Genomic DNA, 20,621 nt, shown 5'->3' on the forward strand with positions numbered 1-20,621 from the left:
ATAACGGCGGAGACGAAAAGATACGGCCGCTTACTTATCGACAACAACGGATCATCGGGCGGCAGTCGATCCGCGACCGCCGCCAGTATGCGCGGCCCCGGGGGCGACGATCAGCGCCCTATTTCGCCAGCAAACCCGCGCTGGCTGTACTGGCGGGGCCTCGCCGGCACCGTGCGGGCACATGGCGCGGCGGTCCCGTCGCGGGATCCGCGGGGCCCGTTGCCACGCGCAGGCCCCGGCTTCCCGCTCCCCGGCCGCCAGGGAACCGGTCCGGCGGGGGCGGGGGAAGATCGCCGCAGGGGATCGTTGTCCTAGGCGCGGGGTCCGTCAGCCCGCGAAGGCGCGGGGCGGCAGGCCGGCGACGCCGACGTCGAGCTCGAACAGCGCGCCGGCCTCCGGCACGTGCTCGGCCCCCCGCGCCGCCGAGGTGACGAACAGCCGATCGAGGCCGGGGCCCGCGAAGGCGCAGCTGGTGATGTTGGGGGCGGGCAGGGGGATCGCGCGCACGAGGCGCCCCTCGGGATCGAAGCGGCTGAGCCGGCCGCCGCCCCAGTGGGCGATCCACAGGCAGCCCTCGGCATCCGTGGTCATGCCGTCGGGCCAGCCCCAGGCGTCGGGGAAGCGCAGGAAGGGCCGCTTGCCCGTCAGCGCGCCGTCGGCGGCGAGGTCGAAGGCGTAGACCGTCCGGGCGGCGCTGTCGCTGTGATAGAGGATCCGGCCGTCGCGGCTGAAGGTCGGCCCGTTGGCGACGCCGTAGCTGGTGTCCATCCGCCGCCACGTCAGGTCCGGATCGAGCCGGTGCAGGGAGCCCGACACCGCGGTCTCGGCCTGGTGCATGCTCCCGGCCCAGATCCGTCCGGCGCCGTCGACCTTGGCGTCGTTCAGGCGGTTGTCCGGGTCGTCGGGCTCGGGGTCGCCGATCGGCACGAGGCGACCGGCCTCCAGGTCGTAGGTCGCGAAGCCGCTCTTCAGCCCGACGATGAAGTCGCGCCGGCCGGCGCGGGGGATGATCCAGCCGAGCGGCTCCGGGAACGTCCGCGCGCCGGTCGCGCCGTCGGCGAGGTCGAGCCAGTTCAGGGCCGGCGCCTCGATATCGACCCAGAACAGCACGCCCCGCTCCGGAACCCAGACCGGGCCCTCGCCGAGCCGGTCGCGCCGGGACCGAGCGAGGATGCGGATCCGCGGGTCCATGGCCGTGCCCTCCCCCCTCCGGCGGACGCTCAGGCGCCCGCCGGGCGCGGCGCCGCGGCGCCGGTGCGGCTGCCCCAGAGCGCGTAGAACAGGACGTAGAGCTCGCAGGCGGCGGTGATCAGGAAGGAGCGCTGCAGCCCGAACCGGTCCGCCGCCCAGCCCTGCACCACCACCAGCGACCCGCCCGCGATCGCCATGATCAGGAGTCCGGCCCCCTCCTCGGTGAGGGGGCCGAGGCCGCGGATGCCCAGGGTGAAGATCGTCGGGAACATGATCGCGTGGAACAGGCCGACCGAGATCAGCGCCCACAGGGCGAGGTGGCCGGTCGCGAAGGTCGCCACCAGCATCACCGCGCAGGCGCCGATCGCCGCGCCGGCCAGGACGGTCTCGGCCGGGCGCCGCTGCATCAGGTAGCTGCCGACGAAGCGGCCGACCATCATGCCGCCCCAGAGCAGGAACAGGTAGCGCGAGGCCTGGGCGTGGGTCAGGGCGCCGATCTCGGGCTGCGACACGAAGTTGATGAACAGGTTCGACACCCCGATCTCGGCGATCAGATAGATGAAGATCGCCGGCACGCCGAGCACGAGGTTGCGGTGGCGCCAGAGCGACAGCCCGGCGCGCTCGGCCTTGGCGGCCCGGGCCGCGGCGCCGCCGGCACCGCCGGACCCGCCTATGGCGGGCAGGGGGAAGCGGGCGATGACCACGGCGAGGACGACGAGGATCACCGCCACGATCAGGTAGGGCAGCTGCACCGACTGCGCGTCGGCCAGACGCTCGGCCGGGGTCAGGCTGGCCCCGGCGGCGGCGTTGCCCGAGGCGGAGCGGCCGAGGATCAGGTAGCCGCCGAACAGCGGCGCCAGGGTCGTCCCGAGGGAGTTGAACGCCTGCACGAGGTTGAGCCGCGCCGGGGCGCTCTCGGCCGGGCCGACCACCGCCACGTAGGGGTTCGCGGCGACCTGCAGCAGGGTGATGCCGCTGGCGATCACGAACAGGGCCGTGAGCGTGATCGCGTAGGAGACTCGGTGGGCGGCCAGGATCATGCCGAGCGTGCCCAGCGCCATGATGCCCAGCCCCGCCACCAGGGCGCGCTGGTAGCCGACCCGCTCGATCAGCTTGGCCGCCGGGATCGAGGCGACGAAGTAGGCGATGAACCAGACGGACTCGATCAGCGTGGTCTGCGTGTAATCGAGGTCGAACACGCTGCGCAGGTGCGGCAGCAGCGTGTTGTTGATGACCGTGATGAAGCCCCACATGAAGAACAGGCTCGCCAGCAGCGACAGGGCCGGGCGGTAGCCGCCCCGGTCGCGCGCGGCCTCCGCCCCCGTCCGGGGCGCCGCGGTCCCAGCGGTCGCGATCGGTCCTGCCATCGGGCGTTGTCCTCTGCCGTCCGGGCCGCCTTGTCGGGGTCCCGTGTTGTCCCTTTTATTTGTCTGAGTATATAGCGGGTTCGCGGACGTCAACCGCGAGCCCCGCCGCGGGCCGGCGCAGGACCGGCGCGGCGGGCGGAGTCACGAGGGGGAGAACGCGATGCGTGGAGTGGGATCCCTGGCGCTGTGCGCCTGTGCGGCCCTGCCGGGCCTGACGCCGGGACCGGCGCGGGCGGCCGAGCCGACCCGGACGGTGTTCGGCACGCTGCCGGACGGCCGGACGGTCGAGGAGGTGACGCTGACGAACGGCAAGGGCCTCACGGCGCGGATCCTGTCCTGGGGCGCGCTCCTGCGGAGCCTCGACGTGCCGGACCGGTCCGGCAAGGCCGCGGACGTGGTGCTCGGCTACAACGACCTCGCCTCCTACCTGACCAGAAGCAGCTATTTCGGCGCGAGCGTCGGGCGCTACGCCAACCGCATCCGCGCCGGGCGCTTCACCCTCGACGGCCAAGCCTACACCCTGGCCACCAACGACGGCCCGAACGCCCTGCACGGCGGCGCGGCCGGCTTCGACAAGCGGCTCTGGACGATCACCGCGGTCAAGGGCGGCGCGGCCCCCTCGGTCACCCTGCGCTACGTCAGTCCGGACGGCGAGGAGGGCTATCCCGGCACGCTGACGGCGACCGCCACCTACGCGCTGGACGACACGAACACGCTCACGGTCACCTACGAGGCGACCACCGACAAGCCGACGATCGTCAACCTGACCAACCACAGCTTCTTCAACCTCGCGGGCGAGGGCTCGGGCCGCTCCATCCTCGACCAGACCCTGACGATCCCGGCGGAGCGCTTCACGCCGGTCGACGCCACCCTGATCCCGACCGGGGAGATCCTGCCGGTGGCCGGCACGCCCTTCGACTTCCGCGAGCCCGCGGTGATCGGCGCGCGGATCCGCGACGGGCGGGACGTGCAGATCGTGCGCGGGCGCGGCTACGACCACAACTGGGTCGTGACCGACGCGCCCACGGCCGAGCCGCACCCCGTGGCGCGGGTCGAGGATCCGGAGTCGGGCCGCGTCCTCGACGTGGCGAGCAACCAGCCCGGCCTCCAGTTCTACGCCGGCAACTTCCTCAACGCGACCGCGGTCGGTAAATCCGGCCTCGCCTACCGCCAGTCGGACGCCCTGGCGCTGGAGCCGGAGCTGTTCCCCGACACGCCGAACCGGCCGGCCTTCGGCTCGGCGCGGCTCGATCCCGGCAAGACCTACCGGAACGTCATCACCTACCGCTTCTCGACCAGCCCCGCCCACCGGACCCAGAAATGACCGACCGACCGACTGCACGGCCCCTGCGCTCGCGCGCGTGGTTCGACAACCCCGACAATATCGACATGACGGCGCTCTACCTGGAGCGCTACCTGAACTTCGGCCTCAGCCTGGAGGAGCTGCGCTCGGGCAAGCCGATCATCGGCATCGCCCAGACCGGCTCGGACCTGTCCCCGTGCAATCGCCACCACCTCGTCCTCGCGGAGCGGATCCGCGAGGGCATCCGCGAGGCGGGCGGGATCGTCCTCGAATTCCCCGTCCACCCGATCCAGGAGACCGGCAAGCGGCCGACCGCGGGCCTCGACCGCAACCTCGCCTATCTGGGCCTCGTGGAGCTGCTCTACGGCTACCCCCTCGACGGGGTCGTGCTGACCACGGGCTGCGACAAGACCACCCCGGCCTGCCTGATGGCGGCCGCCACCGTGAACATCCCGGCCATCGCCCTGTCGGTGGGGCCGATGCTCAACGGCTGGTTCAAGGGCCAGCGCACGGGCTCGGGCACGATCGTCTGGAAGGCCCGCGAGATGCTGGCGGCCGGCGAGATCGACCACGACGGCTTCATCAAGCTGGTGACCTCGTCGGCGCCCTCGACCGGCTTCTGCAACACGATGGGCACCGCCACCACGATGAACACGCTCGCCGAGGCGCTCGGCATGATGCTGCCCGGCTCGGCCGCGATCCCGGCGCCCTACCGCGACCGGCAGGAGGCCGCCTACCTGACCGGCAAGCGCATCGTCGCCATGGTGGCCGAGGACCTGAAGCCCTCCGACATCCTGACCCGCGACGCCTTCCTCAACGCCATCGCGGTCAATTCCGCGATCGGCGGCTCGACCAACGCGCCGATCCACCTCGCGGCGATCGCCCGGCACATGGGAGTCGAGCTCGACATCGCGGACTGGCAGACCCACGGGCTCGACGTGCCGCTCCTCGTCAACCTGCAGCCGGCGGGCGCCTATCTCGGCGAGGATTACTACCGCGCCGGCAGCTTGCCCGCGGTCGTGGCGCAGCTCATGCGCCGCGGCCTGATCCGCGAGGGCGCGCTGACGGTGAACGGGCGCACCCTCGGCGACAATTGCCGGGGCGCGGCGATCGAGGACGAGGACGTGATCCGGCCGATCGACCGGCCGCTCAAGGAGGCGGCGGGCTTCCTGGTCCTGCGCGGCAACCTGTTCGACGCCGCGGTCATGAAGACCAGCGTCATCGGCGCGGAGTTCCGCAGCCGCTACCTGTCGAACCCGGAGGATCCGGACGCCTTCGAGGGTCCCGTCGTGGTGTTCGACGGGCCGGAGGATTACCACGCCCGGATCGACGACCCGAGCCTCGGCATCACCGAGGAGACCCTCCTGGTCATGCGCGGGGCCGGGCCCGTGGGCTACCCGGGGGCCGCCGAGGTGGTGAACATGCGCCCGCCCGCGCAGCTGATCCGGGCCGGCGTGCACGCGCTGCCCTGCCTCGGCGACGGGCGCCAGTCCGGCACCTCCGGGTCGCCGTCGATCCTCAACGCCTCGCCCGAGGCGGCGGCCGGCGGCGGCCTCGCGCTCCTGCGCACCGGCGACCGGGTGCGGATCGACCTGCGCCGCGGCACCGCCGACATGCTGGTCGACGCCGACGAGATCGCGCGCCGGCGCGAGGCGCTGGAGGCGGCGGGCGGCTACGCCTATCCGGCGTCGCAGACGCCCTGGCAGGCGATGCAGCGCGCCGCGGTGGGGCAGATGCACACCGGGGCCATCCTGGAGGGCGCCGAGGCGTTCCAGCGCATCGCGCAGACGCGGGGCGTGCCGCGCGACAACCACTGAGGCCGCTGAGGCCCCTGAGGCCACTCGGCCGCTGTCCGGGCCAGCGGCACCCCGCCGCCGGCACCGTCAGGGCCGCATCGCCAGCTCCGTGTCGGCGAGGGCGAGGCGGACCAGCTCGGTCATGGTCGCGCGGGCGGCGTCCGGGTCGCCCGCCACGATCGCGTCGTAGAGGGCGCGGTGATCCGGCATCGGGTCCCGGGGCAGGCCCTGGCGGCGGTGCTTGAAGATCGTCGTCCACGTGACCGCGGCGGCGATGGAGCTCGACAGGGCCATCAGCGCCCCGTTGCGGGCCGCTTCCAGGATCGTGTTGTGGAAGGCCTGGTCGGCGGCCCGCCCGGCCTCGGTGGCGAGGCCGTGGCGACCCATCTCCTCCAGGGCGTGGCCCATCCGGGCGATGTCGAGGCCCGAGCGCCGCTCGGCCGCGAGCGCGGCCGCGGCCGGCTCGACGATCATCCGCAGCTCGAACAGGTCGCGGATGAAGGACTCGCTCGGCTCCGACTCGAAGGCCCAGGCGAGGATGTCGGGATCGAGCAGGTTCCAGCGGCTGCGCTGGCTGACGCGGGTGCCGGTGCGCGGGCGGCTCTCGACGAGCCCCTTGGCGCTCAGGATGCGGATCGCCTCGCGATAGGCGGTGCGCGAGACGTTCAATTTCTCAGAGAATTCGATCTCCCCGGGCAGCACGTCCCCGGGCGCGTAGCGGCCGCCCAGGATCGCCGCACCTAGATCGCGGGCGACCGAGCCGTGGATGCGGCGCGTCCCCGTGGCGAGGGGCAGCGTGATGTTCTCCGGGCCGCGCTCCTGCCTCACCTCGTCCACCTCCGGTCCGGGCCACCGGATCGGGGCAGGAACGGCGCGATCGTATCCTGAAGTTGTAGGAGCGGAAAGGGGAGCGCCCGCCGCACCGGGATCGCGGTCGCGCTTGCGGGCGGAGGCGAACTGCCCTAGCTTAATTGTATGAGTAGTGAACCGCCAGGGTCCGCCACGATCCGCGGCAGCGTCCTCATCGGCGCCGCCGACGTGGCCACGGTACAGGTCTTCCGGGCCGTCGGTCCCGCCACCGGCGCGGCCCTGGAGCCGGCCTTCTCGGCCGCCGGCCCGGCGGAGGTCGAGGCCGCCTGCGCGCTGGCGGCGGCATCGCCGCACGCCTCCGAGAGGCCCCTAGCAACACGCGCGCGCTGTCTCGAGGCTGTCGCCGACGGCATCGCCGAACTCGCCGCGCCGCTCGTCGCGCGGGCGACGGGCGAGACGGGCCTGCCGCGCGCGCGGCCCGAGGACGAGCGCGCCGGCACGGTCGAGCAGCTGCACCTGTTGGCGGATCCGGTCCGGTCGGCCCGAAGGGTCGGCCGGGTCCTGGCGAACGGCTGGCCGGCCGGCGTGGAGGTCGCCCCCGCGATGGGGCATGGCGGCCCGTTCCCGGCGACCTCGGACGGCCGCAGCAGCGCGGTCGGACCGCTGGCGATCGAGCGGTTCCTGCGGCCGGTCTGCTACCGGGACCTGCGCGACGCGCTGCCGCCGCCGCCCCTGCGCCCGGACGATCCCTGGCACCTCGCGCGCCGGATCGACGGCGCTCTCGCCCCGCAACCCGGCCGCTGACAGGCCGCCGCGCGACCCTCGACGGCCGCGCGTTCGGGACGCCCCGGAGCGGTCGTCCCCGGGAGGACCAGATGGGACGATCACTCCTACAATTCCGCGCCGCCGACGGGCAGCGGGGCCTCGCGCTGCTCGCCGACGGCCGGGCGCGGCGGGTGCTCGGCGTCGACAGCGTGCTCGCCCTGGCGCAGAGGGCCCTCGCGGCGGGGGACGATCTGGCCGCGACGGCGGAGCGGGCGGGGCTCGGCGCGCCCGTCGATCTCGACGCGGTCCGGCTCCTGCCGCCGATCGACCACGCCGACCCCGCCCACCTGCTGCTGAGCGGCACCGGCCTGACGCATCTCGGCTCCGCGGAGGGCCGCGACGCGATGCACCGCGCGGCGGCCGCCGATCCGGCCCCGACCGACTCGATGCGGATGTTCCGGATGGGCGTCGAGGGCGGCAAGCCGGCGCCGGGCGAGGCCGGCGCGCAGCCCGAATGGTTCTACAAGGGCGACGGCTCCGGCCTCGTCGCCTCCGGGGAGCCGCTGGTCTCGCCCGCCTTCGCGCGCGACGGCGGCGAGGAGCCGGAGATCGCCGGGATCTACCTGATCGACGCCGACGGAACGCCGGTGCGCCTCGGCTTCGCCCTGGCGAACGAGTTCTCGGACCACGTGACCGAGCGCGGCAACTACCTGTGGCTCGCCCATTCCAAGCTCCGCCCGGCCGCCCTCGGCCCGGAGCTGTGGCTCGGCGCCCTGCCGCCGGACGTGCGCGGCACCAGCCGCATCCTGCGCCACGGCGCCGTGCTCTGGGAGAAGCCGTTCCTCTCCGGGGAGGCCAACATGTCCCACAGCATCGCCAACCTAGAGCAACACCACTTCAAGTACGGGCCGTTCCGGCGGCCCGGCGACGTGCACGTCCACTTCTTCGGGACCGCGACCCTGTCGTTCAGCGACGGCGTCGCGACCCGGCCGGGCGACGTGTTCGAGATCGCGGCGGCGCCGTTCACGCTGCCCCTGCGCAACCCGCTGGCGATCGCGCCGGCGGGCGCACCGTCCGTGCGGGTGCTCTGAGATGGCGTCCCCGATCCGCATCGGCCTCGTGGGCGTCGGCAAGATCGCCCGCGACCAGCACCTGCCGGTCCTCGCCGCCTCGCCGGACTACGCGCTCGTGGCGGTGGCGAGCCCGCACGGCGGCCTCGACGGGGTGCCGAGCTACGCCACGCTGGAGGCGATGCTGGCGGCGCACGGCGACCTCGACGCCCTCGCCCTGTGCCAGCCGCCGCAGGCGCGGTTCGCGGCGGCCCTGGCGGGGATCGCGGCGGGCCGCCACGTCTTCCTCGAGAAGCCCCCCGGCGCGACGCTGGCCGAGGTCGGGCTCCTGGTCGCGGCCGCGCGGGACCGGGGCGTGAGCCTGTTCGCGAGCTGGCACTCCCGCTACGCGCCGGGGGTGGAGCCCGCCCGCCGCTGGCTGTCGGGCCGCAGGATCCGGTCGGTGGCGATCGCCTGGCTGGAGGATGTCCGGCACTGGCACCCGGGCCAGGACTGGATCTGGGACGCGGGCGGGATGGGCGTGTTCGATCCGGGGATCAACGCCCTGTCGATCGCCACCCACATCCTGCCGCCGTTCTTCCTCACCGGCGCGACCCTGTCGGTGCCGGCGAACCGGCAGGCGCCGATCGCCGCCGACCTGCACTTCGCGGACGCCGCCGGCACCCCGATCCGCGCCCGGTTCGACTGGCGGCAGACCGGGCCGCAGACCTGGGACATCCGCGTCGAGACCGACGACGGCCCTCTGGTCCTGTCGCGGGGCGGGGCCGCCCTGTCGATCGCCGGCCGCGACCGGCCGCTCCCGCCCGAGGCGGAGTACCGCGGCCTCTACGACCGCTTCGCCGCCCTGGTCCGCTCCGGCGCCAGCGACGTCGACCTGAATCCGCTGATCCACGCCGCCGACGCCTTCATGCGCGGCGAGCGCCGCACGGTGGAGGCCTTCACGGACTGACCGGACACGGACTGCCCGGGAGGGCCCCTGCGGGACACGAACGCGACAGAGCCAGGCAAGGCCGCGCGGTCAAGGGGGAGTCACACATGGGAAAGCATAGGGGACAGCATCGGCGATGGGCCGCGCTCGCGTTCTGCGCCGCGGCGGTCACGGCGGGCCCGGCGGTCGCGCAGGTCGAGGCGACCGCCCCGGACGGGGGACCGTCCCTGGTGAATCCGGGGCCGGAGGCGAGCCCGGCGCAGAAGGCGAGATATCGGGCGAACCGCGCCCGGCGGCGGGTCATCCGGGAGGCGCGGAGCTTCTCGGGCGCCAGCAGCGCCGCGGCCAGCCTCGACGTGCAGGGCAGCAGCGCGACGCCGCCCAGCCTGCCGCCGGGCACCCTCGATCTCGGCAACGGGATCAGCATGATCCTGAACCACACGGGCGAGTTCGCCGCCAACCCGTCCGGCGGGATCCGGCAGGGATCGGCCTACGCGGGCCAGATCGCGTTCGGCCTCGACGCCGATCTCGGCCGCCTCGCCGGCATCGACGGCGGCTCGGTGCACACGATCGTCACCCAGCGCCACGGCCGGAGCCTGGCGCAGGACGATATCGGCTTCAACGGCAGCGTGCAGGAGATCTACGGCGGCGGCCAGACCGCCCACCTGACGCTGCTGTCCTACGAGCAGAAGCTGCTCGACAACCGCCTCGACATCGAGGTCGGCCGCCTGCTCGCCAACCCCAACTTCCTGGCCTCGCCGCTCTACTGCAACTTCCAGAACAACGCGACCTGCGGCGCGCCCAAGTCCATCTTCAAGCTGACGAACTTCACCTACTGGCCGATCGCCACCTGGGGCGGCCACGCCAAGGCCTGGGTCACCGACACGGTGTTCCTGCACGCCGGCATCTACGAGGTGAACCCGCGCGACCAGCTGCCGACCCGGAACGGCGTCGACTGGTCGACCAGCGGCGCCACCGGATACCTGGTGCCGGTGGAGGTCGGCTACTCGACCAATTTCGGCAACGACCCGCTGCCGCGCAACTACAGCCTCGGCGCCGTGTTCGACCGGTCGGACTACGCGGATCCCGTGCGCGACCGGCGGGGCGGCGCGCAGGTCTTCAGCGGCCTCGACCCGCTGACCCGGTTCGGGCGGTCGGCGGTCTACGCCCGCTTCGACCAGATGGTCTGGCGGCCGGATCCGAACGGCGTCCAGGGCCTGTCGGTGTTCGGCGTCGCGATCGGCGGGACCGGCGGACGGCAGACCCAGGATTACTTCCTGGAGGGCGGCGCCGTGCTGACCGGCACCTTCCCGGGCCGGCCCTACGACACCCTCGGCCTCGTCTTCGCCATGGAGAAGCTCTCGCCCCTGGGCACGGCCAACATCCGGGCGGCGCGCGCGTCGCTGGGACTCGGCACCCGGACCGTCGAGTCCCTGCAGACCATCCTGGAGCTGAGCTACGGCATCCAGCTCACCCCGGCGGTGCGGCTGATGCCGAACCTGCAATACGTGATCGACCCGGACCAGACCCGCTTCCCGTTCCGCCCGAAGCCGATCCCGGACGCCTTCGTGATCGGCGCGAAGCTGTCGGTGGACCTGTTCACCCTGGCCGGCCTCGCGAAGGGCCCGGGCAGCCAGTGACGCCCCGACACCCCGGCGCCCGCTCCCTGCGGGCGCCGGGCACGCGGACCCGGCCGGGGGAGGGGCCGTCCCGCGACCGCGCGGCCCGGGCACACCGGTTCGCGCGCCCGTCGGGCAGGCGCGCCGTACCGGCCGCGCGGCGGCGTTTCGCGCTGCGCGCGCCTTCGTGTACGAGACCGGGCTCCGCGTTCCGTCGCGCGGTCGACGGGCCGCCCGCCCGTGGGACGACGGCAGAGACCTCGACATGGCAGTGACCGATCACGACGCGGCACCGGTCTCCACCGGGGTGACCGGCCTCGACCACATCCTGGCCGGCGGCTACGCGTCCCAGCGCTCGCACCTCATCGAGGGGCGGCCCGGCTCCGGCAAGACGACGCTGGCGATGCAGTTCCTGCTCGACGGCGTGCGCCGGGGCGAGCGCTGCCTGTACATCACGCTCTCGGAGAGCCGGCGCGAGCTCCTGAACGTCGCGGAGCGCCACGGCTGGTCCCTCGACGGCATCGAGATCTGCGAGCTCGTCGCGCCGGAACTCAGCCTCGATCCCGGGCAGCAGCAGAGCCTGGTCCACTCGTCCGACCTCGAGCTCGGCGAGACCATCCGGATGGCGATCGCCGAGATCGAGCGGTTCAAGCCGGAGCGCGTGGTGTTCGACAGCCTGTCGGAGATCCGGCTGCTCTCGCAGGGATCGCTGCGCTACCGCAGGCAGGTCCACGCCCTGCGCAGCTTCCTGCTCATCCAGAACACCACGGCGCTGCTCCTCGACGATCTCACCGCCGAGACGGACGACCTGAATCTGCACAGCCTCAGCCATGCCGTGATCCGGCTGGAGCAGCTCGCGCCCCTGTACGGCGGCGAGCGCCGGCGCCTGCGCGTGATCAAGATGCGCGGCACGCCGTTCCGGGGCGGGTTCCACGACTACGTCATCCGGCGCGGCGGGCTCACGGTGTTCCCGCGCCTCGTCGCGGCCGAGCATCTCGGCACCTCCTCCGACGACCAGTGCGGCACCGGCAGCCCCGAACTGGACAAGCTGCTCGGCGGCGGCCTCGACCGGGGCACCAGCACGATGCTGATCGGCCCGTCCGGCGTCGGCAAGTCCACGGTGGCGCTCACCTGTGTCACCGCGGCGATCGCCCGCGGCGAGCGGGCGCTGATCCTCAGCTTCGACGAGACCACCGGCGTCCTCACGCGCAGGGCCCGCGGCCTCGCCATGCCGATCGACGACGCGATCGCCGCCGGATCCCTCATCGTCGAGCAGATCGACCCGGCGGAGGTCTCCCCCGGCGAACTCGCCGACATCGTGCAGAACGCGGTCGAGCACCGGGACGTGACGAGTGTCGTGATCGACTCCCTGACCGGCTATCACAACGCCATGCCGGAGGAGAATTACCTGCTCCTGCAGATGCACGAGCTGCTGACCTACCTGAACCAGCAGGGCGTCATCACGCTCCTCGTCCTGGCCCAGCACGGGATGATCGGGGCGATGGGCACGAACGTGGATCTCACCTACCTCAGCGACACGATCCTGCTGTTCCGCACCTTCGAGGCCGAGGGGCGGCTGCGGCGCGCGATCTCGGTCGTGAAGAAGCGCACCGGCAGCCACGAGGACGCGATCCGCGAATTGCGGATCGACTCCGACGGGATCCGCGTTGGCGAACCGCTGAGTGCGTTCCGAGGTGTCATGACCGGCGTTCCGACATTCGAAGGTGAGCGGTCGTCCCTCCTGCCCATCCGCGCGGCTGATGACCGAGGCTGAACCGCCGGCTCTCATCTTCACGCCCGGTGGCCGCGACGCCGTCGTCGCCGCGACCATCCTCGGCGAAGCGCGGATCGCGGCACAGGTGTGCGGCAGCCTCGCGGACGTGGTCTGCCGGCTCGACACGGCCGCCTGCGCGATCCTCACCGAGGAGGCGCTGCTGTCCTCGAACCGCCAGGCCCTGGCTGACTGGATCGCCGCGCAGCCGCCCTGGTCCGACTTCCCGTTCATCCTCCTGCGGCTGCGGGGCGCCGAGCCCAACGCGCAGCTGACCGACATGCTGGGCAACGTGAGCGTGCTGGAACGTCCGTTCCATCCGGCGACGCTGGTCATGGCGGCCCGCTCCGCCCATCGCGCCAAGCGCCGGCAGCTCGAGGCGCGGGCCTATCTCGAGGAGCGCGAGCGCACGACCGAGCGGCAGGCGCTCCTGATCCGCGAGCTGCATCACCGGGTGAAGAACACGCTGGCGACCGTGCAGGCGCTGCTCGGGGCCTCGGCCCGCTCCGCCACCAGCGTCGACGCGTTCTACGCGTCGTTCTCGGCGCGGGTGATCTCGCTGGCCAAGACCCACAATCTCCTGACCGAGGATTACTGGCAGCAGGCGCCCCTGCGCGACATGCTGATGAACGAGCTCGGCCCCTACAACGACGTCGAGGGCTCCCGCATCCAGCTCGACGGCCCCGCGATCGACCTGATGGGCGACCTCGCGGTCCCGACCGGCATGGCCATCCACGAGCTGACGACCAACGCGGCCAAGCACGGCGCGCTGTCCGTTCCGGAGGGCAGGATCGCGATCCGCTGGGATATCGAGCAGACGCCCGCCGCCCGCCTGCTCCACCTGGACTGGACCGAGCGGGGCGGTCCGGCCACGGCGGCGCCGACGCGGAAGGGCTTCGGCTCGACGCTGCTGCAGCGCGTCCTGAAGGTCCAGTGCCAGGCGGAGATCGCCTTCGATTTCCAGCCGGCCGGGCTGCACTTCACCATGCGGGCGCCGCTGCCCGAGACGCGCGTCGTCCCGGCCTACTGAGGCCGTCCGGGTTCCGGACCCGGCGCCGCGCCGGTCGCGGGGCGTGCGCTTTCACACAGGAGTGTCTTGCGTTCCGCGGCCCTGATCGAACTTATCGCAGGTGCGAGATTTGGGATGTCGCAGCACAGCGATACGTCTTGCGATGAATAGATTTGCTCCTCTCGTGGCGGCCGCACTGGCCTGGGCCGTGTTCGGTACCTGGGCCGAAGCCCGCCGCTCGTCCTTGCAGAAGGACATGCCGGCGCTCCGTCCGGGGATCGAGGCCGATCTGGCCGCGAGACACTGTCCGGCCGTCCGGATCGACACGGAGCGCTTCCGTCAGTTCTCGCGCGAGAACCATCTGAATCACGCGGACTTCTTCACGAAGAAGCGCTCGGTCGCCCTGCAGCACGACCTCGACGCGGAGCTGGCGCAGTTCCGCGCGCGTCCCGAGGAGGCCTGCGCGCAGATGTGGACCAAGTACGGCGACGACGGCACCGTGCAGCATCTCCTCGCCCGCAAGTAGGCACGCGCCCGCCGATAAGGGCTCTCGCCGGTGCGCCGCCGATGTTGGTTGCGGCGACGGTGGCGGCGACCGTGGCGACGGCGACGCTGACGCCCGCCCGGATGACACCGCGGAAGGGTCGCCGGCCGCGCCGGCATCCGGCGCCGTTCCGGCGAGCGCGCTCGGCGATTCGGTTCCAAGCCGGCCCGCGTTTCGAGAAGACACTTCTCCCCTCAGGCACATCGGGAGACTGAACCTCCGATTTCCGCGCGCCTGAGCCGCGAGGACGCAAGATCTCTCCGCCGCCCTGCGCGGCTGGCGAGATGAAGTTCCATATTCCACGCCCGTTTTCGAGGAGAACGTTTTTCCTTTGCCGGGGAATTGGGAACGCCGTTTCATTGACGGCGGATGTCGCGGCCATCAATTCTAGCGGCCTGTTCGGATGTCCGGCCGCGCAACCTCCGCTCTTCGGAGTCGGGGCGGTCCGTCATCCCGTCTCACAGCAAGGCATCCGGAATGACACGACCGAGACTCGTCGGGCTGAGCGCCAACGTGCAGCGGCCCTCCAAGACCCGCACGCTGGTGGATGCCGTGCTCCGCGAGGCCAGCGCCCAGGCTCCCCTCGACGCGCAGATCCTCGACTTCGTCGATGCCGGGACCGGCCTCGGTGCCGCCTGGACCCGCGACCAGCTCGCGCCGGCCGCGCGCAGCGTGCTCGCGGCCATCGAGGAGGCGGACGGGCTCGTCGTCGGCTCGCCGGTCTACAAGGGCGCCTATACCGGCCTGTTCAAGCACCTGTTCGACCTGGTCGATCCGGGCGCGCTCGCGGGAAAGCCGGTGGCGATCGTGGCCACGGGCGGCGGCGCGCGCCACGCCCTCGTGGTCGAGCACGCCTTCCGGCCGCTCTTCGGCTTCTTCGGGGCGCTCCAGATCCCGACCGCGGTCTACGCCTCCGATCCCGATTTCAGCGACGGCGTGCTGACCGAGACCGGCGTGCGCGCCCGCGCCCGCGAGGCCGGCGGGCAGCTCGCCGCGCTGCTCGTGCACCGGGCCGCGGCGGCTCGGCCGGCCCTCGCCGCCGCCGAGTGAGGCGCCCGATGCTCGACCGTCGCGCCCTGCTGGCCGCCCTCGCGGCCCTGCCCCTCGCGCCGGCGCTCGCCCCGGGCGCCCGGGCGGCCGAGCCCGGCGTGCTGCGGATCGGCTACCAGAAGAACGGCATCCTGGTCGTCGCCAAGCAGCAGAAGATCATCGAGAAGCGTCTGGAGCCTCTCGGATACGCGGTGCGCTGGGTCGAGTTCTCCTTCGGACCGCCGCTGCTGGAGGCCCTGTCGCTGGACGGGATCGATCTCGGCCAGACCGGCGATGCCCCGCCGATCTTCGCCCAGGCCGCGCGCTCCAACCTCGTCTACGCGGCCGCCCAGGAGGCCGGCGGCTCCGGCGCCGGCATCCTGCTGCCGAAGGGCTCCGAGATCCGCAGCCTCGCCGAGCTCAGGGGCAGGCGCGTCGCCTTCGCCAAGGCATCGAGCTCCCACAACCTGACCATCGCGGCCCTGGAGAAGGCCGGCCTGAGCTACGCCGACATCGAGCCGGTGACGCTGGCGCCCGCCGACGCCGCGGCCGCCTTCGCCCGCGGCAGCATCGACGCCTGGACGATCTGGGACCCGTACTTCGCCATCGCCGAGCAGGGGGAGGGCGTGCGCGTGCTGGTGCGGGCCACCGACGTCACCCCGCAGAACAACTTCTTCCTGGCGAGCCGGCCCTTCGCGGAGAGCCGGGCCCCGGTCCTCACCGCGGTGATCGACGCCCTGGGCGAGGTGGCGGCCTGGTGCACGCAGAATCGCGGCGCGGTGGCGGAACTCCTGTCGCAGGGCACGGGCGTGCCGCTGGCCGCGACCCGGCGGGCGGTGGATCGGACCGACTACGTGATCGGTCCCATGACCGACCGCGTCGCCGCCGAGCAGCAGCGGATCGCCGACCGCTTCCACGCGCTGAGACTGATCCCCAAGCCGATCCGCATCGCCGACGCGGTCTGGACGCCCCCCGCCCGCAACGGCTGAGACCGACCGCAGAGAGCCATGACCGACCGATCGCCCCGCGCGCCGTCCCTGTCGCCCGCCAGCGGCCCCGCCCCGAACCGGCGCCTCCTCCTGTCCGCCGGGCTCGGCCTCGCGGCGACCGCGCTGCTGCGGCCGGCCCGCGCGGCCGGCAGCATCCGGATCGGCTACCAGAAATACGGGTCGCTCGTGCTGCTGAAGGGCCGCGGCACCCTGGAGCGGGCCCTCCAGCCCCTCGGCACCACGGTGGCGTGGTCGGAATTCCCGTCCGGGCCGCCGCTGCTGGAGGCGCTGAATGCCGGGGCGATCGACTTCGGCTCGGCGGGCGAAGCGCCGCCGATCTTCGCCCAGGCCGCGAGCCCGGAGCTGCGCTACGTCGCCGCCGAGCCGCCGGCGCCGCGGGGCGAGGCGATCCTCGTGCCCAGGGACAGCCCGATCCGCAGCGTCGCCGAGCTGCGCGGCAGGACCATCGCGCTCAACAAGGGCTCGAACGTCCATTACCTGCTGGTGCGCGCCCTGGAGCAGGCCGGCGTCCCCTACGACGCGGTGAAACTCGCCTTCCTGGCACCGGCCGACGCCAACGCCGCCTTCGTGCGCGGCGCCGTCGACGCCTGGGTGATCTGGGACCCGTTCCAGGCCGCCGCCGAGCGCGCCACGGGCGCCCGGGTCCTGGTCGACGGGCGCGGGGTCGACGGGCACGCGCTCGCCCCGAACCGCCAGTTCTACCTGTCCCGGCGCGGCTTCACCGACACGAGCCCCGCGATCGTCTCGGCCGTGCTGGAGGCGATCGGGGAGGTCGACGCCTGGGCCGCGGGCCATGCCGACGCCGTGGCGGCGGACCTGGCGCCCTCGGTCGGCATCCCCGCGCCGGTCCTGGCCGTGGCGCTCGGCCGCCTGTCCTACGGCGTCGCGCCCCTGGATGCGACCGCGATCGCCGACCAGCAGAAGGTCGCCGACGCCTTCCACGGCCTCGGGCTCCTGCCGAAGCCCGTCCGGGTCGCCGACGCGGTCTGGACGGCGCCCGAACCCGCGGACGCCGTCAAGTCCGAGAAGCGGACGGAGAACCGCTGATGCGCCCCTCCAAGCTCGATCGCCTGCGCGACTCCGCGGTGCCCTGGCTGCTGCCGGCCGCCATCCTGCTCGGCTGGCAGGCCGCGGTCTCGGCCGGGCTCGTCTCCAACCGCTTCATGCCGGCGCCCCTCGACGTGGTCCGGGCCGGCTGGGAGGCCGGGCGGACCGGGGAACTCTGGACCAACCTCGGCGTCAGCACCCTGCGGGCTCTGGCGGGCTTCGTGATCGGCGGCGGCATCGGCTTCGCGCTCGGCCTCGCCAACGGCCTGTCGCGCCTGTCGGAGCGGCTGACCGACACCTCGGTGCAGATGGTGCGCAACGTGCCCCACCTGTCGCTGATCCCGCTGGTGATCCTGTGGTTCGGCATCGGCGAGGAGGCCAAGCTGTTCCTCGTGGCGCTCGGCGTGTTCTTCCCGATCTACGCCAACACCCTGCACGGCATCCGCTCGGTGGATCCGGGCCTCGTGGAGATGGGCCGGGTCTACGGCATGTCCCGCACCGAGCTGTTCAGCCGCGTGGTGCTGCCCGGCGCCCTGCCGTCGATCTTCGTGGGCCTGCGCTACGCGCTGGGCATCATGTGGCTGACGCTGATCGTCGCCGAGACGATCTCGGCCTCGTCGGGGCTCGGCTACATGGCCATGCAGGCCCGGGAGTTCATGCTGGTCGACGTCGTCGTGCTGGCGATCCTGATCTACGCCGCCCTCGGCAAGCTCGCCGACGCCCTGACCCGCCAGCTCGAGCGCGCCTGCCTCGCCTGGAACCCCGCCTACAGGAGCGCCTGATGCTGCTCGACGCCGTCCGCCGCGAGGCGCTTCCCGACCTCGGCACCGATCCCCGGCAGGCGGCCGCCGCCGCGCCGGCGCGCGCGCCCGCGGAGCCGCCGGCCCGCGGGATCGCCGTCACCGTCCGCGACCTGCACAAGAGCTTCGACGGCAACGCCGTCATCGAGGGCCTGAACCTGTTCCTGCCGGCCGGGGGGTTCACCGCGGTGGTCGGCCGCTCCGGCTGCGGCAAGAGCACCCTGCTGCGCCTCATCCTCGGGCTCGACACGCCCACCGGCGGCCGGATCGACCTCGAGGGGCCGGCCGCCAGCCCGCGCCGGTCCGAGCCGCCGAAGCGGATCATGTTCCAGGAGCCGCGGCTGCTGCCCTGGGCGCGGGTCGTCGACAACGTCGCGGTCGGCCTGTCCGGCCACGGCTCCCGGGCCGAGCGCCGGGAGCGGGCGCTCGCCGCGCTCGCCGAGGTCGGCCTCGCCGACAAGGCTGGGCAGTGGCCCGCCACCCTGTCGGGCGGCCAGCGCCAGCGCGTGGCCCTGGCCCGGGCGCTGGTGAGCCGGCCGGGCCTGCTCGCCCTCGACGAGCCGCTGGGCGCCCTCGACGCCCTGACCCGGATCGGCATGCAGGACCTGATCGAGCGGATCTGGCGGGCGCAGGGGTTCACCGCGCTCCTCGTCACGCACGACGTCACCGAGGCGGTGGCGCTGGCCGACCGCATCCTCGTCGTCGATGAAGGGCGGATCGCCCTCGACCTGCGGGTCGACGTGCCGCGGCCGCGCCGGCGCGGGGACCCGGACCTCGCCCGCCTCGAGGGCCGCATCCTCGATCACCTGCTCGGATCGCAGCCGACCGCCTGAACGCGGGGCCGCCGTTTCCCGGAAGCGGCGGCCCGCCCTAGCTCTCGACGATCACCGGATGCGCGCAGTCGGGTCCGGCTTTTCCGCATCCGGCCACCGGGCCGCACAGGAGATTCCGATGCACGCAGCCAATGACGGGCGCGCCGACGTCCTCTGGTTCCTGCCGACCCACGGCGACGGCCGCTATCTCGGTGCGCGGGAGGGGGCCCGGGACGTCTCGCTCAGCTATCTCCGGCAGATCGCGCAGGGGGCGGACGAGCTCGGCTATTACGGCGTGCTGCTGCCCACCGGGCGCTCCTGCGAGGATTCCTGGATCGTCGCCTCGGCGCTGGCGCCGCTGACCAAGCAGCTGCGTTTCCTCGTGGCGGTGCGGCCGGGCCTGATGGAGCCCTCCGCGGCGGCCCGCATGACCGCGACCCTCGACCGGATCTCGGACGGGCGCCTCCTGATCAACGTCGTCACCGGCGGCGACCCGGTGGAACTCGCCGGCGACGGCGTGTTCCTGTCCCACGACGCGCGCTACGCCGTCACCGACGAGTTCCTGACGATCTGGCGCGGCCTGCTCGCGGGTGAGACCGTGACCTTCCAGGGCGATCACCTGCGCACCGAGAACGGCCGGCTGATCTTCCCGCCGGTGCAGAAGCCCTATCCGCCGCTCTACTTCGGCGGCTCGTCGGCGGCCGGCATGGCGGTCGCGGCCGAGCATTGCGACGTCTACCTCACCTGGGGCGAGCCCCCGGCCCAGGTCGCGGAGAAGATCGCCGCCGCCCGGCAGGCCGCCGAGGCGAAGGGCAAGACCTTCTCGTACGGCATCCGCCTGCACGTCATCGCCCGCGAGACCGAGGCCGCGGCCTGGGAGGCCGCCGAGCAGCTGATCTCGAAGCTCGACGACGCCACCATCGCCAAGGCGCAGGAGACCCTGAAGCGGCAGGATTCCGTCGGCCAGAGCCGCATGATGGCGCTCCACGGCGGCAGCCGCGACAAGCTCGTGGTGGCGCCGAACCTCTGGGCCGGCGTCGGCCTCGTCCGCGGCGGCGCCGGGACGGCGCTGGTCGGCTCGGCCGACCAGGTCGCCGACCGGATGAAGGCGTATATCGATCTCGGGATCGACCGCTTCATCCTCTCGGGCTACCCGCACCTGGAGGAAGCCTACCGGTTCGCCGAGCTGGTCTTCCCGAAGCTGCCGCTGCGCGCCACCACCGGGCGGCCGGCCAGCAACGCCCGCAACGACGGCCCGTTCGGCGAGATCATCGCCAACGACCTCGTGCCGACCCACCGCGTCGGCGCGCACTGACCGGCGGCCCCGCCGGCACGGGGCATGGCTGATCTGCATTCGGACAGCCCGGGCGTCACGGTCATGCCATCCTTGGCGCCCATCCGCACCGCCCATCGCCGCGCGACCCGCTCGCGCGGCCTGGACGAGCGAAGGATTTCGATGACTTCGACCAAGACGGCCCTCCTGGCCATCGGTCTGTGCCTCGGCCCCGCCGCGGCCTTTGCGGAACAATCCCCGGCCCGGGAAGCCCTCAAGCAGTACTGCACCGGCGACTACATGGATTTCTGCAGCGCCTACGCGCCGGGCGGTCCGGAGGTCGAGGCCTGCTTCAAGGCCAATCTCAAGAAGCTCTCCCCGAACTGCTCGGCGGCGATCACCGCCTACAAGAAGGAGCAGCGGGCGACCAAGCGCGTCAGCGAGGCGCGCTGAGGGCCGAACGCCCGTCCCGCCGGC

The 20,621-nt window shown here is 72.9% G+C and carries 18 protein-coding genes and 1 pseudogene; 16 read left to right on the forward strand and 3 right to left on the reverse strand.

Going from position 1 to position 20,621, the window contains the following annotated elements; translation table 11 throughout:
* Nucleotides 1–327 precede the first annotated feature (327 nt).
* Both J3A75_RS10930 and J3A75_RS10935 read right to left on the reverse strand, forming a co-directional pair.
* On the reverse strand, nt 328–1,191 hold the full coding sequence (locus tag J3A75_RS10930; RefSeq protein ID WP_053621418.1) for an SMP-30/gluconolactonase/LRE family protein: 864 nt from the start codon (nt 1,189–1,191) through the stop codon (nt 328–330).
* Nucleotides 1,192–1,220: 29 nt separating this feature from the next.
* Nucleotides 1,221–2,558, reverse strand: coding sequence for a sugar MFS transporter (locus tag J3A75_RS10935; protein ID WP_127991270.1), 1,338 nt, complete (start codon nt 2,556–2,558; stop codon nt 1,221–1,223).
* 160 nt (nt 2,559–2,718) lie between these two features.
* On the opposite strand from J3A75_RS10935, the gene J3A75_RS10940 reads away from it, so the two are divergent.
* Entirely contained in the window at nt 2,719–3,882 is a 1,164-nt protein-coding gene (locus tag J3A75_RS10940) for an aldose epimerase family protein (protein ID WP_209650167.1), read from the forward strand.
* Complete coding sequence (locus tag J3A75_RS10945) at nt 3,879–5,678, forward strand: IlvD/Edd family dehydratase (RefSeq protein WP_012318313.1); 1,800 nt, start codon at nt 3,879–3,881, stop codon at nt 5,676–5,678. Before J3A75_RS10940 ends, J3A75_RS10945 begins: the two co-directional genes overlap by 4 nt.
* A gap of 66 nt (nt 5,679–5,744) precedes the next feature.
* Here J3A75_RS10945 and J3A75_RS10950 read toward each other — a convergent pair whose 3' ends face one another.
* Entirely contained in the window at nt 5,745–6,494 is a 750-nt protein-coding gene (locus J3A75_RS10950; RefSeq protein ID WP_312892359.1) for a FadR/GntR family transcriptional regulator, read from the reverse strand.
* A gap of 516 nt (nt 6,495–7,010) precedes the next feature.
* On the opposite strand from J3A75_RS10950, the pseudogene J3A75_RS10955 reads away from it, so the two are divergent.
* From J3A75_RS10955 to J3A75_RS11020, 14 genes and pseudogenes are all read left to right on the forward strand, one after another.
* Nucleotides 7,011–7,271, forward strand: a pseudogene (locus J3A75_RS10955) (aldehyde dehydrogenase (NADP(+))); the annotation flags it as partial.
* A gap of 71 nt (nt 7,272–7,342) precedes the next feature.
* Nucleotides 7,343–8,323, forward strand: a complete 981-nt coding sequence (gene araD1, locus J3A75_RS10960; RefSeq protein ID WP_209650168.1) for an AraD1 family protein — start codon at nt 7,343–7,345, stop codon at nt 8,321–8,323.
* A 1-nt stretch (nt 8,324) separates the two neighbouring features.
* On the forward strand, nt 8,325–9,251 hold the full coding sequence (locus J3A75_RS10965; RefSeq protein WP_209650169.1) for a Gfo/Idh/MocA family protein: 927 nt from the start codon (nt 8,325–8,327) through the stop codon (nt 9,249–9,251).
* Nucleotides 9,252–9,337: 86 nt separating this feature from the next.
* Nucleotides 9,338–10,870, forward strand: coding sequence for a carbohydrate porin (locus J3A75_RS10970; protein ID WP_182178455.1), 1,533 nt, complete (start codon nt 9,338–9,340; stop codon nt 10,868–10,870).
* 244 nt (nt 10,871–11,114) lie between these two features.
* Nucleotides 11,115–12,623 (forward strand): ATPase domain-containing protein, encoded by a 1,509-nt coding sequence (locus J3A75_RS10975; RefSeq protein ID WP_209650170.1) that lies wholly within the window; start codon nt 11,115–11,117, stop codon nt 12,621–12,623.
* A complete protein-coding gene (locus J3A75_RS10980; RefSeq protein ID WP_043073441.1) occupies nt 12,610–13,650 on the forward strand; it encodes a sensor histidine kinase in 1,041 nt (346 codons plus the stop codon). Before J3A75_RS10975 ends, J3A75_RS10980 begins: the two co-directional genes overlap by 14 nt.
* Before the next feature lie 142 nt (nt 13,651–13,792).
* Nucleotides 13,793–14,155, forward strand: a complete 363-nt coding sequence (locus tag J3A75_RS10985) for a hypothetical protein (RefSeq protein WP_053621414.1) — start codon at nt 13,793–13,795, stop codon at nt 14,153–14,155.
* 495 nt (nt 14,156–14,650) lie between these two features.
* Complete coding sequence (gene msuE / locus J3A75_RS10990; protein ID WP_024830604.1) at nt 14,651–15,223, forward strand: FMN reductase; 573 nt, start codon at nt 14,651–14,653, stop codon at nt 15,221–15,223.
* Between the two features lie 8 nt (nt 15,224–15,231).
* The gene (locus J3A75_RS10995; protein WP_012318323.1) at nt 15,232–16,191 is read left to right on the forward strand and encodes an aliphatic sulfonate ABC transporter substrate-binding protein; all 960 of its coding nucleotides are present in this window, start codon (nt 15,232–15,234) and stop codon (nt 16,189–16,191) included.
* Nucleotides 16,192–16,209: 18 nt separating this feature from the next.
* On the forward strand, nt 16,210–17,259 hold the full coding sequence (locus J3A75_RS11000; protein WP_127991265.1) for a sulfonate ABC transporter substrate-binding protein: 1,050 nt from the start codon (nt 16,210–16,212) through the stop codon (nt 17,257–17,259).
* Complete coding sequence (gene ssuC / locus J3A75_RS11005) at nt 17,259–18,041, forward strand: aliphatic sulfonate ABC transporter permease SsuC (RefSeq protein WP_012318325.1); 783 nt, start codon at nt 17,259–17,261, stop codon at nt 18,039–18,041. The genes J3A75_RS11000 and ssuC overlap by 1 nt, the downstream gene beginning before the upstream one ends.
* On the forward strand, nt 18,041–18,892 hold the full coding sequence (locus J3A75_RS11010) for an ATP-binding cassette domain-containing protein (RefSeq protein WP_024830602.1): 852 nt from the start codon (nt 18,041–18,043) through the stop codon (nt 18,890–18,892). Before ssuC ends, J3A75_RS11010 begins: the two co-directional genes overlap by 1 nt.
* Nucleotides 18,893–19,010: 118 nt before the next feature.
* Nucleotides 19,011–20,186, forward strand: coding sequence for an FMNH2-dependent alkanesulfonate monooxygenase (ssuD, locus tag J3A75_RS11015; protein WP_012318327.1), 1,176 nt, complete (start codon nt 19,011–19,013; stop codon nt 20,184–20,186).
* A 141-nt stretch (nt 20,187–20,327) separates the two neighbouring features.
* The gene (locus tag J3A75_RS11020) at nt 20,328–20,597 is read left to right on the forward strand and encodes a hypothetical protein (protein WP_012318328.1); all 270 of its coding nucleotides are present in this window, start codon (nt 20,328–20,330) and stop codon (nt 20,595–20,597) included.
* Nucleotides 20,598–20,621 lie beyond the last annotated feature (24 nt).

Source organism: Methylobacterium sp. PvP105 (assembly GCF_017876975.1).
Lineage (GTDB): Bacteria > Pseudomonadota > Alphaproteobacteria > Rhizobiales > Beijerinckiaceae > Methylobacterium > Methylobacterium radiotolerans.

Coding starts and splice junctions, on each gene's coding strand:
- J3A75_RS10940 (WP_209650167.1), top strand. CDS start 2,719: ATGCGTGGAGTGGGATCCCTGGCGCTGTGCGCCTGTGCGGCCCTGCCG.
- ssuD (WP_012318327.1), top strand. CDS start 19,011: ATGCACGCAGCCAATGACGGGCGCGCCGACGTCCTCTGGTTCCTGCCG.
- J3A75_RS10930 (WP_053621418.1), bottom strand. CDS start 1,191: ATGGACCCGCGGATCCGCATCCTCGCTCGGTCCCGGCGCGACCGGCTC.
- J3A75_RS10995 (WP_012318323.1), top strand. CDS start 15,232: ATGCTCGACCGTCGCGCCCTGCTGGCCGCCCTCGCGGCCCTGCCCCTC.
- J3A75_RS11010 (WP_024830602.1), top strand. CDS start 18,041: ATGCTGCTCGACGCCGTCCGCCGCGAGGCGCTTCCCGACCTCGGCACC.
- J3A75_RS10975 (WP_209650170.1), top strand. CDS start 11,115: ATGGCAGTGACCGATCACGACGCGGCACCGGTCTCCACCGGGGTGACC.
- J3A75_RS10945 (WP_012318313.1), top strand. CDS start 3,879: ATGACCGACCGACCGACTGCACGGCCCCTGCGCTCGCGCGCGTGGTTC.
- J3A75_RS11020 (WP_012318328.1), top strand. CDS start 20,328: ATGACTTCGACCAAGACGGCCCTCCTGGCCATCGGTCTGTGCCTCGGC.
- msuE (WP_024830604.1), top strand. CDS start 14,651: ATGACACGACCGAGACTCGTCGGGCTGAGCGCCAACGTGCAGCGGCCC.
- ssuC (WP_012318325.1), top strand. CDS start 17,259: ATGCGCCCCTCCAAGCTCGATCGCCTGCGCGACTCCGCGGTGCCCTGG.
- J3A75_RS10970 (WP_182178455.1), top strand. CDS start 9,338: ATGGGAAAGCATAGGGGACAGCATCGGCGATGGGCCGCGCTCGCGTTC.
- J3A75_RS10985 (WP_053621414.1), top strand. CDS start 13,793: ATGAATAGATTTGCTCCTCTCGTGGCGGCCGCACTGGCCTGGGCCGTG.
- J3A75_RS10935 (WP_127991270.1), bottom strand. CDS start 2,558: ATGGCAGGACCGATCGCGACCGCTGGGACCGCGGCGCCCCGGACGGGG.
- J3A75_RS11000 (WP_127991265.1), top strand. CDS start 16,210: ATGACCGACCGATCGCCCCGCGCGCCGTCCCTGTCGCCCGCCAGCGGC.
- araD1 (WP_209650168.1), top strand. CDS start 7,343: ATGGGACGATCACTCCTACAATTCCGCGCCGCCGACGGGCAGCGGGGC.
- J3A75_RS10965 (WP_209650169.1), top strand. CDS start 8,325: ATGGCGTCCCCGATCCGCATCGGCCTCGTGGGCGTCGGCAAGATCGCC.
- J3A75_RS10980 (WP_043073441.1), top strand. CDS start 12,610: ATGACCGAGGCTGAACCGCCGGCTCTCATCTTCACGCCCGGTGGCCGC.